The organism is Mesorhizobium sp. 2RAF45 (genome assembly GCF_052115225.1).
In the GTDB taxonomy this organism is placed as follows: Bacteria; Pseudomonadota; Alphaproteobacteria; order Rhizobiales; family Rhizobiaceae; genus Mesorhizobium; species Mesorhizobium jarvisii.
On the sequence record NZ_JBFRGG010000029.1, the window covers coordinates 1 to 9,149 of the forward strand.

General features: G+C 63.5%; 8 protein-coding genes and 1 pseudogene. 5 read left to right on the top strand and 4 right to left on the bottom strand.

Annotation, left to right across the window (positions count from 1 at the left end; all coding sequences use genetic code 11):
• Positions 1-274: 274 nt before the first annotated feature.
• The 3 genes from AB4Z43_RS33295 (at position 275) to serA (ending at position 4,090) form a co-directional block, all read left to right on the top strand.
• Positions 275-1,048 carry an outer membrane protein gene (locus tag AB4Z43_RS33295; protein WP_064981221.1) on the top strand — a complete coding sequence of 258 codons (774 nt, stop codon included), beginning with the start codon at positions 275-277 and terminating at the stop codon, positions 1,046-1,048.
• Positions 1,049-1,249: 201 nt separating this feature from the next.
• Positions 1,250-2,425 (top strand): phosphoserine transaminase, encoded by a 1,176-nt coding sequence (locus AB4Z43_RS33300; protein WP_064981217.1) that lies wholly within the window; start codon positions 1,250-1,252, stop codon positions 2,423-2,425.
• A gap of 63 nt (positions 2,426-2,488) precedes the next feature.
• The gene (gene serA / locus AB4Z43_RS33305; protein WP_019861724.1) at positions 2,489-4,090 is read left to right on the top strand and encodes a phosphoglycerate dehydrogenase; all 1,602 of its coding nucleotides are present in this window, start codon (positions 2,489-2,491) and stop codon (positions 4,088-4,090) included.
• 55 nt (positions 4,091-4,145) lie between these two features.
• Here serA and AB4Z43_RS33310 read toward each other — a convergent pair whose 3' ends face one another.
• Positions 4,146-5,057, bottom strand: coding sequence for a DMT family transporter (locus AB4Z43_RS33310; protein WP_441940967.1), 912 nt, complete (start codon positions 5,055-5,057; stop codon positions 4,146-4,148).
• Between the two features lie 213 nt (positions 5,058-5,270).
• Between AB4Z43_RS33310 and AB4Z43_RS33315 the strand changes: the two genes are divergently transcribed.
• On the top strand, positions 5,271-6,569 hold the full coding sequence (locus tag AB4Z43_RS33315; RefSeq protein ID WP_010912013.1) for an adenylosuccinate synthase: 1,299 nt from the start codon (positions 5,271-5,273) through the stop codon (positions 6,567-6,569).
• Between the two features lie 75 nt (positions 6,570-6,644).
• Entirely contained in the window at positions 6,645-8,336 is a 1,692-nt protein-coding gene (locus AB4Z43_RS33320; protein ID WP_441940969.1) for a hypothetical protein, read from the top strand.
• Positions 8,337-8,362: 26 nt separating this feature from the next.
• Here AB4Z43_RS33320 and AB4Z43_RS33325 read toward each other — a convergent pair whose 3' ends face one another.
• The 3 genes and pseudogenes from AB4Z43_RS33325 to AB4Z43_RS33335 form a co-directional block, all read right to left on the bottom strand.
• Entirely contained in the window at positions 8,363-8,662 is a 300-nt protein-coding gene (locus tag AB4Z43_RS33325) for a CcdB family protein (protein WP_038650237.1), read from the bottom strand.
• Positions 8,662-8,904, bottom strand: a complete 243-nt coding sequence (locus tag AB4Z43_RS33330) for a type II toxin-antitoxin system CcdA family antitoxin (protein WP_064981208.1) — start codon at positions 8,902-8,904, stop codon at positions 8,662-8,664. The genes AB4Z43_RS33325 and AB4Z43_RS33330 overlap by 1 nt, the downstream gene beginning before the upstream one ends.
• A gap of 106 nt (positions 8,905-9,010) precedes the next feature.
• A pseudogene (locus AB4Z43_RS33335) lies at positions 9,011-9,149 on the bottom strand (IS630 family transposase); the annotation flags it as partial.

Sequence of the window (9,149 nt, forward strand, 5' to 3'; positions counted from 1 at the left end):
AAAACAGGCCGAACACATGAATGAACCTGACCGCTTCAGTATTGCCATTGTCAGAATCTTCTTGCTCAACGGGGGCCGTCCACACATGAATCACAAAACCGACAAATCGGGAATCCCCTTCGATTCCATCAAGCCGTGAACCGCTCTAGCTGAAATGAATTCGCTAACGCTCTATTAGCCTTAACCGTGACTTAACCACTATGGTTAACAATGCTTCCTGAAACGATGGCTGCCGTGTTGATCGCAGGTGTCGTCAAATCCGGGAGTCGGGACTATGACACTCACATCGCGTATTGTGCTGGCGCTTGCCGGACTCGGTCTCTTGCCGCTGACGCCGGCAATCGCTGCCGACTACGATCCGCCGATCTACACCGATCAGGCGCCCGACTATGTGCCGGTCGAGGTCGGCTCCGGCTGGTATCTGCGCGGCGACGTCTCTTATCTGGTGCAGAAGAGCTTCAAGAACGATGATTTCGCCTTCACGCCGGCGAGCTTCGACGAGAAAGAAGATCCGATCTTTGCCAGCATCGGCTTTGGCTATCACTTCAACGACTATCTGCGCGCCGATCTCAATCTCGGCTATCTGCCAGGCAACAAAATCGGCGTTGGCTATGACGATACACTGAGCGTTGTGCCGCCGGCAACCTCTACCGTCGCATCGGCGAACCTGAAGAATTACGCCTACTCGCTCATGCTCAACGGCTATGTCGACCTTGGCACTTATGTCGGGATCACCCCGTATGTGGGCGGTGGCGTCGGTATCGTACAGAGCACGCGCCAGCTCTCGGCCAACTATTTCACCAACAATGGCGACCCCACCGACGATTTCGTCCAGACAGACGACAAGACGAAGTACTCCTTGGCCTATACGCTGAATGCGGGCCTTGCCTACCAGGTGTCGAAAAACGTTTCGGTCGACCTCGGCTATCAGTACTTCTCCGCCCCGGATGCCGAATATGTCACGGCCGCAAGTCTGACCTCCTTCCCGGTCCACAAGGGCATCAGCAATCACCAGATCAAACTCGGACTGCGCTACGATCTCTGGTAGACAAGGGACCGGGCGAGACTTTAGCGGCGGATCCCAGCGGTCCGCCGTTCGCGTTTGAGATCACGCGATCCTGATCGCGGACCGCCGGTATCCCGGCAGCGACAAAAACTTTCCTCTTGACGCCCGAGGCCTGAACGCATATCGCCGTCCGTGGGCCACCCCTCCCCAACGAGGGGCCACTATCTGGAAGGATAGACCACGATGACGACGCATACGAAGCCCGGACTCCGTCCGGCAAACCCCAATTTCTCCTCAGGTCCTTGCGCAAAACGCCCCGGCTGGTCGGTCGAGGCGCTCAAGAATGCCGCGCTCGGCCGTTCTCATCGCGCCAAGATCGGCAAGACCAAGCTCGAACAGGCGATCGAGCTGACGCGCGAAATCCTCCAGGTTCCGGCCGACTACCGCATCGGCATCGTACCGGCGTCGGACACAGGCGCCGTCGAGATGGCGCTGTGGTCGCTGCTCGGCGAGCGCGGCGTCGACATGGTCGCCTGGGAAAGCTTCGGCTCCGGCTGGGTCACCGACGTGGTCAAGCAGCTGAAGCTGCCCGACGTGCGCAAGCTCGAGGCCGGCTATGGCGAATTGCCGGATCTGGCCAAGATCGATTTCGACCGCGACGTGGTCTTCACCTGGAACGGCACCACGTCGGGCGTGCGCGTGCCGAATGGCGACTTCATCCCGGCGGATCGCAAGGGTCTGACCATCTGCGACGCCACTTCGGCGGCTTTCGCGCAAAAGCTCGATTTCGAAAAGCTCGATGTCGTCACGTTCTCCTGGCAGAAAGTGCTGGGCGGCGAGGGCGCGCATGGCATGCTGATCCTGTCGCCCCGCGCGGTCGCACGGCTGGAGAGCTACAAGCCGTCATGGCCGCTGCCGAAAATCTTCCGCCTGACCTCCGGCGGCAAGCTGATCGAGGGCATTTTCAAGGGCGAGACCATCAACACGCCGTCGATGCTGTGTGTCGAGGACTATCTCGACGCGCTGCACTGGGCGAAGTCGACCGGCGGCCTCGATGCACTGGTCGCCAGGGCGGATGCCAATGCCGCCGTGCTCGACGGATTTGTCGACAAGTCCTCCTGGCTCGGCCATCTCGCCGTCCAGCCGGCGACGCGGTCGAACACCTCGGTCTGCTTGTCCTTCACCGATGCCGATGTGGCGGCGCTCGACGCCGACGGTCAGGCGGCTTTCGCCAAGGGGCTGGTCTCGGCGCTCGACAAGGAAGGCGTCGCCTATGACATCGGCTCCTATCGCGACGCGCCTCCCGGCCTGCGTATCTGGTGTGGTGCGACGGTCGAGACATCCGATCTCGAGGCGCTGCTGCCCTGGCTCGACTGGGCCTTCGCCGCGCAGAAGGCTTCGCTGAAAGCGGCGGCCTGAGACTTTCCGTGGCGGCCCGCGGGCCGCCCATTCCCGGATCAATCCCATTTCAAGGAGGCCGCCATGGCGCCCCGCGTTCTCGTCTCTGACAAACTCTCTCCCACCGCCGTGCAGATCTTCAAGGATCGCGGCGTCGAGGTCGACTATCTGCCCGACCTCGGCAAGGACAAGGAAAAGCTGCTCGAGGTGATCGGCCAGTATGACGGCCTTGCCATCCGCTCGGCGACCAAGGTCACCGAAAAGCTGATCAACGCCGCCACCAGGCTCAAGGTCATCGGCCGCGCCGGCATCGGCGTCGACAATGTCGATATCCCGGCGGCGAGCCGCAAGGGTATCATCGTGATGAACACGCCCTTCGGCAATTCGATCACGACAGCCGAGCACGCCGTGGCGATGATCTTCGCGCTGGCGCGCCAGATCCCGGAAGCCAACGCCTCGACCCATGCCGGCAAGTGGGAGAAGAACCGTTTCATGGGTGTCGAGATCACCGGCAAGACGCTGGGTGTCATCGGCTGCGGCAATATTGGCTCGATCGTCGCCACACGCGGCGTCGGCCTGAAGATGCATGTCATCGCCTTCGACCCGTTCCTGTCGGACAAGCGTGCCGAGGAGCTCGGCGTCGACAAGGTCGAGCTCGATGAGCTGTTCGCGCGCGCGGACTTCATCACACTGCACACGCCACTGACCGACAAGACGCGCAACATCATCGACGCCGGGGCAATCGCCAAGATGAAGAACGGCGTGCGCATCATCAATTGCGCTCGCGGCGGGCTGATCGTCGAGGCCGATCTGATCGCGGCGTTGAAGAGCGGCAAGGTGGCGGGCGCCGGCATCGACGTGTTCGAGGTCGAGCCGGCCGAGCAGAACGCCCTGTTCGGCATGGAAAACGTGGTGGCGACACCGCATCTCGGCGCCTCGACGGCGGAAGCGCAGGAGAATGTCGCGCTGCAGGTCGCCGAGCAGATGGCCGACTATCTGATCAAGGGCGCGGTCTCCAACGCCATCAACATGCCGTCGATCACGGCGGAAGAAGCGCCGCGGCTGAAGCCCTTCGTCAAGCTCGCCGAAGTGCTCGGCGCCTTTGTCGGCCAGGTCACCGAGGATCCGATCACGGAGGTTGAGATCCTGTTCGACGGCTCAACCGCGACGATGAACACGCGCGCGCTGATCAGCGCGACGCTGGCCGGGCTGATCCGGCCGCAGGTCTCCGACGTCAACATGGTTTCGGCGCCGATCATGGTGAAGGAGCGCGGCATCATCGTCGCCGAGGTCAAGCGCGACAAGTCAGGCGTGTTCGACGGCTACATCAAGCTGACGGTCAAGACCGAGCACAGGACGCGCTCGATCGCCGGCACCTGCTTCTCGGACGGCAAGCCGCGCTTCATCCAGATCAAGGGCATCAACCTCGACGCCGAGGTCGGCCAGCACATGCTCTACACCACCAATGCCGATGCCCCCGGCATCATCGGCCTGCTCGGCACGGTGTGCGGCGAGAATGGCGTCAACATCGCCAACTTCCAGCTTGGCCGCAACCGGCCGGGCGGCGACGCCATAGCGCTGCTCTATCTCGACGCGCCGTTCCCGGAAAAGGTGCTGGAGCAGGTGCGGGCGCACAAGTCGATCGACTCGGCCAAGCGGCTGCAGTTCGACGTCGGCGGCATCTGATCCAGGCTTTTCGCCAAGATTAGCAGGCGCGGCGTTTGTCGCGCCTTCTTGCTGCTCAGCGCACTTTGGCCGACCGGGTCATAGCGCTCTTGCGCCCGCTATGTTCGGCAAGCCCGATGCCGCCCAGCACGAGCACAAGCGCCAAGGCCTGATAGAGCTGGAACGTCTCGCCGACGATCAGCACCGAAAGCAACGTGCCGAAGATCGGCACCAGGTTGATGAACAGGCCGGCGCGGTTGGCGCCGATCAGCTCGTTGCCCCTGATGTAGGTTATCTGCGAGACGACCGAGGCGCCGATCGCGGTGTAGACGATGACCGTCCAGCCGCGTGCGTCGGGCATGATGGCCTTGCCGGCGGCGACCTCCCACAGCAAGAAGGGCAGCGAGGTGATGAGCGCGGCGATCGACATGGCCAGCATCAGGCTCTGCCAGCGTAGCGCCGGCTTCAGCCGCAGGCCGACCGAATAGCCGCTGTAGAGGACGACCGCCACCAGCATGATGGCGTCGCCGAAATTGAGCTCCAGCGTCAGCAGCCGGCGCGGATCGCCGTGGCAAGCGGTCAGGATCACGCCGGCAATGGTCAGCACGACGCCGGCGATCTGCGCCCAGTCCACGCGCAGCCGGAAGAAGACGAAATTGGCCGTCATGATCAGGATCGGCATCGCCGCCTGTTCGATCGAGACATTGATCGCCGTCGTGTAGTTGAGTGCCGTGTAGAAGATCACGTTGAACAACGTGAAGCCGCTGGCGCCGAGTGCCGCCAGAACGAGCCAGTGCCGGCGCACCACAGGCCAGTCCTCCTGGATCGTGCGCCAGCCGATCGGCAGCAGGATCGCCACCGCCAGCACCCAGCGCAGGAAGACCAGCATCATCGGCGAGACGTGGTCGACCGCCAGCTTGCCGGCCACCGAATTGCCACCCCACAGCAAGGTGGTGAGCAGCAGGAATAAGTAGGCGCTTCGATGCATCGCGGGATTCCGGCCGCGACGGATGCGTTGCGGTGTTTGCCGGCCTATTGCCCCTCTCAGCCCAAGTAAATGATGTCAAAGCCGAAAATTGTTGTGCCTCAGGGCATTTTCGGCGGCAAAGAAAGGTCGCACTCGCGAGGTCTTGACGCTATAGAGGCCTGTCGTTTCGAACCATATCCAAGCCGCTCGGCGGCGTCTCAAGGGAAAAGAAACATGGCCAATGTGGTGGTCGTCGGCTCGCAGTGGGGTGACGAAGGCAAGGGCAAGATCGTCGACTGGCTGTCGGAGCGCGCCGATGTCGTGGTGCGTTTCCAGGGCGGCCACAATGCCGGCCACACTCTGGTCGTCGACGGCAAGGTCTACAAGCTGTCGCTGTTGCCGTCGGGCGTCGTGCGGCAGGGCAAGCTGTCCATCATCGGCAATGGCGTGGTCTTCGACCCGCATGCTTTCGTGGCCGAAGTGGCGAAGCTCAAGGCGCAGGGCGTCGAAGTAACGCCGGATCGCCTGAAAATAGCCGAAAACACAGCGCTTATCCTGTCGCTGCACCGGGAGCTGGACGGATTCCGCGAGGACGCCGCGTCGAATTCCGGGACGAAGATTGGCACGACCCGCCGGGGCATTGGTCCGGCCTATGAGGACAAGGTGGGTCGACGCGCGGTGCGGGTGATGGATCTGGCGGATTTGGAAACGCTGCCCCTGAAGGTCGACAGGCTGCTGACGCATCACAATGCGCTGCGCCGCGGGCTTGGCCATGGCGAAGTCACGCATGACGCGATCATGGCCGAATTGACGTCGGTCGCCGACGAGATCCTGCCCTATATGGACCGTGTCTGGAAGATACTCGACGACAAGCGCCGCGCCGGCGAGCGAATCCTGTTCGAGGGCGCGCAAGGCACGCTGCTCGACATCGACCACGGCACCTATCCGTTCGTCACCTCGTCCAACACGGTGGCCGGCCAGGCCGCCGCCGGCTCGGGCGTCGGTCCGGGCGCCATCGGTTATGTGCTCGGCATCACCAAGGCCTACACGACGCGCGTCGGCGAAGGTCCGTTCCCGACCGAACAGAAGAACGAGATCGGCGAATTCCTCGGCACGCGCGGCCATGAGTTCGGCGTCGTCACCGGGCGCAAGCGCCGTTGCGGCTGGTTCGACGCGGTGCTGGTGCGCCAGGCTGTCGCCGTCAACGGCATCAAGGGCATCGCGCTGACCAAGCTCGACGTGCTCGACGGGCTGGACGAGATCAAGGTCTGCACCGGCTATCGCCTCGACGGCGAGATGATCGATTACCTGCCTGCGAGCCAGGGCGCGCAGGCCCGTGTCGAACCGGTCTACGAGACGCTGGAAGGGTGGAAAGGCACCACTGCCGGCGCGCGCAGCTGGAACGACCTTCCGGCCCAGGCCGTCAAATATGTCCGATACATAGAGGAGTTGATAGGCGCGCCGGTGGCACTCCTCTCCACCAGCCCGGAACGGGACGATACGATACTTGTGACCGATCCGTTTCAAGACTAGTTTCTGAAGCCTTTCCGGGCATCACGGCTGATTTGCGGGGGCCGGCGCGGAAGCAAAATACAGGTCGACTGAAGCATGGCAGATTTTGTTGCTGTTCTGAAAAAGGCGCTCGACAAGCACGGTGACGAGACGCCCGAAAAGCGTACGCGCATCTATGACAGCGTTCGTTCCATGCTGGCCAAGAAGCTCGCGGAATATTCGCCGCCGCTGGCCACCGAAGCCATAAGCGCGCAAAAGCGCTCACTGGAAAACGCCATTACGAGCGTCGAGCGCGAGTATGCCAAGAGCGTGCCGGAAACGGACCCGCTCGCGGAGCTGGAGCACATCTTTTCCTCGATCGACCGCAACAAGAACCAGCCGAGCCACACGCGCCAGCCGGTGAAGGCGGAGCCGGCGTGGCCGGCACCGCCCGCCGCCAAGGCCGAGCCTTACCGTCCCGCGCCGCCGCCTGCCGCCACCCCGGAACCTTACCAGTCCGCGCCTTCGCCCGTAGCCAAGGCCGAGCCAAGCTGGCAGAAACCCACGCCGGTGCAACCGGTGGCCCCCGATCTCGCCGATCCTGCCTTGCCGGGCATGGATGCGGACCAGGACGATGACCGCGCCGATGTCTTCCCGAACGATGAAGAGCCGGCGGCAGCCGACACTTTCCGCCTGCGTCCGGCCGAGCGCAAACGCAGCTATGGCGGGCTGATCGCCGCCGTCGTGGCCTTGCTGGTCGTTGCCGGCGGTGGCTATGGCATCTGGCTCAACAAGGACGCCTTCAGCAAGATGCTGGGCCTGGACGGCAGCAAGGTCGTCGCCAAGACCGAACCGGTGAAACCGGCGCCGGCCAAGCCGGCGACCGACGCCCCGGCGGCACCAGCGCCCGCGGCAGGTGCCGAGGCGACGAAATTCACGCAGCGGCTGACGCCCGAAGGTGGCGAAACCGACCCCGGCCCGGCCGGTGGCCAAACCGGTATAGGCGAGGGTGAATCCGTCGCCGCGCTGACGACACCGCCATCGGCGACGAATGCGCCGGCCAATCCGCCCCCGGCAGCGCCCGCCGCGGCAGCACCTGCCGCGACCGCACCCGCGGCGGGCGCCGCGCCCGCCGCAACCCCGCCTGCCAACGGAACTACACCCGCCGCCCCGGCCAATGCTGCCGCTACGCCGCCCGCCCCAGCGGGCGCCACGCCCACGGCACCGGCTGCCCCGGCGGCGGCGGCCTCGGTGCCGGTCGGCCAGAAGGCGATCTTCTATGAGGAGCGCACCAGCACCGCGCAGGGCTCGGCCGAGCCTGGCAGCATCGTCTGGTCGCTGGTGCAGGAATCGCCCGGTGGCGACCTGCCGCCCGAGCCGGCGATCCGCGCCGAGGCGACCATACCCGGCAAGGACATCCAGTTGCGCATGACCATCCGCCGCAACACCGACCAGACGCTGCCAGCCAGCCACATCATCGAGATGATCTTCCTGACGCCCGACGGTTTCGAGGGCGGCGGCGTCGACAACATATTGCGCGTCGCGATGAAGAGTTCCGAGCAGGATGCCGGCAGCCCGCTGATCGGTATACCGGCCAAGATCGCCGACGGATTCTTCCTCGTCGCGCTCAACGACACCAAGGCCGACGAGGACGCCAACATGACCTTGCTGCGCGGCCAGGACTGGATCGACGTTCCGGTCGTCTACAAGACCGGGCGCCGGGCCCTGCTGACCATGGAAAAAGGCATTCCCGGCGAGAAGGTGTTCGACGAGGCGATCAAGGCCTGGCAGGCGAAGACGGCGGGCTAAGAAGGCGGCGCAACGGCCGCCTTCGTTCAGAAGCCTTGTAACAGCATGTCGAGCGCGGCGACGATGTCGTCGTGGTGCTTCGTCAGGTTCAGCCGACTTTCACCCAATTCGCTCGCTGGAACGGTGGCAATAAGGTGCGTGGCCATTACCAGCTTTCGGCCGTTGATCTCGAAGGTCGGATGAAGCTTTCGCATCGGCGGCGGCACTGTTGCAACGGGCAGAAGCGGGACGACTACCCGCGTCTTGAAATTGTCGAGCAGGTCGGATTGAACGTCGAGCAGATAGTTGCCTTCGATGCGGCCAGCGAAGACGTCATAGCGAGGCATCAGAACTGCCGGAACTCTTCCAGCGGAATGCCGTGTTTCTCGAAGTAATCGTTCCAGGCATCCATGGTCGCGCGGTTCTCAAGTTTCCACAGCCGCGCTTTTTCCGCCGCAACCGCCTCCGCGATGCCGGCTTCCGCGGCGCGTGAGACATTCACGTCAAGCCCCTTGGCTTCCCTCATGAGGTTCGAGTCGATCGACAGATTGGCTGGCTGACGGATCGCATTCAAGGCAATCTTGCGCATAATAGCCTCCGCAACATGCGCATAATGTATGCGCATCTTCATGCGGGGGCAATAATGGAGTGGCTCTGGCTGCGGGTGAGAGGGCCTGGCCCTCCGCTAGAGCCTTTCACGTTTTGACGGAAGCGTAGCCTGCGTTTTCGAAGTAGTTCTTGCATTCGGCTGCCTCGATGGTTTCGACGAGGTGGCCGATGTAGCGCCACGTGTCCTCGACGGTGCGTTTCTGAGCCTGGCGCATCCAGTGTTTG